The sequence below is a fragment of the Bacillus sp. B2-WWTP-C-10-Post-4 genome (assembly GCF_009183805.1).
Lineage (GTDB): Bacteria > Bacillota > Bacilli > Bacillales > Bacillaceae_G > Bacillus_A > Bacillus_A cereus.
The window spans coordinates 1-1,671 of sequence record NZ_WEII01000250.1 but is presented as its reverse complement, the minus strand read 5'-3'; the positions used below and the strand labels follow the sequence as shown (position 1 = coordinate 1,671).

The following is a 1,671-nucleotide window of genomic DNA, read 5'->3' as shown; positions in this document are numbered from 1 at the left end:
CCTTCCATACTTAAAATAAAAAAGATAAAAGCTTCTTCATATATAAAGAAGCCTTTACCTTTTTGTTACTTGTTCATTTACTATCAGTCAGTGAAACATGCTCTTCACTTGTACCTGAGCTAAAAATAATAAAAATTTTTGATTTTAGTTTCATTGCAATACTAAATATCGTCAAGTTGCATAAATGAAATGTTTAAGTTACTCATTCAATAGACAAATTTACCTTTTAAAATAAATCTTTAAAATCCTTATTCTTCAATAAATATGAAAGTCCTTCTAAATGATCCCCAGTAATTCTCAATACAGCTGGTGGATGTCCTATCGTCGCAAAATGCTCTTGTGGCCGAATACGATTTGGTTTCATTACATCTACAAAATGGACACATCCGACTTTATACCCTTCTAATATTGCCTTTACTTGTGCAACACACGCTGTGTGAAGAGTGTCCCAGCCAATTCCCTCTAAACATTTTCTACTAATAGCATGGGGAACAGCAATTGTAGATCCTACCCCTAAATCTTTACGGTTACAAGCAATATTCAAAATATATTTATATAAACTTACAATATATAGAGGAAATCTAAGATTTAAATTTAAATCATTTAAAACCATATCAACACCATCCGCAACAGCTTGCGTTAACGGATGAAGATCTTTTGCTAGAATAGCAAAATCAGCATCAATAAAGAGAAGTATATCCCCTGTGGCTTCTTGTGCACCAATTGCCCGTCCTACATCATGCCCTAATCTTTCTTCATAAACAATTACTGTTGCCCCTGATTGCTTAGCGATTACTTCTGTCTGATCTGTTGACCCATTAATGACAACAATTATTTCTTTCGGTTCAATTTTTCTTGCCTCAAGAATAACTTCTTTAATCGTTGATTCTTCATTTTGTGCTGGTATAATAATTGATAACTGTTTTCCATTATAAATTGATGAATTCATTCCCCATCCTTTATGGAAACATGAATAATTCTTTTGTTTTTTTAACTGCTCTATAATTTCTCTTTTTCTTCCTCCATCTGTATAGTTACCTCTATCATCTTTTCGTTGTAACCAACTCTCCAAAGCTTTTATATTTTCTTTAATCTCATATACTTCTAATTTAGTTAATTCATTTTTATAGAAAGAGGTTTCGTTTGCGGGCATATTATTCAAGGAGGTGTTAGTGATAGCTGACGAGGATTGTAGTCGCCACCCTTTCTCAATAAGAGTTACTTGGGACCGAATAGGGTTCTGCAAGATATCATATCCAATGTCTTCAATTGCTTTTTTAGTAATAGCATATGGCATAGATAACATCGAATCATATTTTAAATCCATACGCCCCAATACATCGTTTACTATTTTTCTATACACCATAGCAATACTTGGCCATTCTACTCTCATCTTTTCAAAACATACGGAGTCTATGTTATTTAAGATTACATCCTGTTCCTTTTTCAGTATCGGTTCTATAAATCGCTCTAATTCTACCGAAAAAATAACATCTTCCCCATCTAAAAATAAGACTACATCACCATTGGCGATTTTTGCCCCATGAACTGGTGCTTTCCGTTTACTTTTCTCCTCAATCACAACAACGTTACTTTCAACAAATGTTGGTATAGATTGTATCGCACTCATTCTATCATCAGCTACAATAATAATTTCTATCGGTTTTATAT

At 33.0% G+C, this 1,671-nt stretch carries 1 protein-coding gene; it reads right to left on the bottom strand.

What is annotated here, in order from left to right; translation table 11 throughout:
• Nucleotides 1–226: 226 nt before the first annotated feature.
• Nucleotides 227–1,671: glycosyltransferase family 2 protein (locus GBN78_RS29655; RefSeq protein WP_152128030.1), on the bottom strand; the 1,445-nt coding region annotated here is incomplete at its 5' end.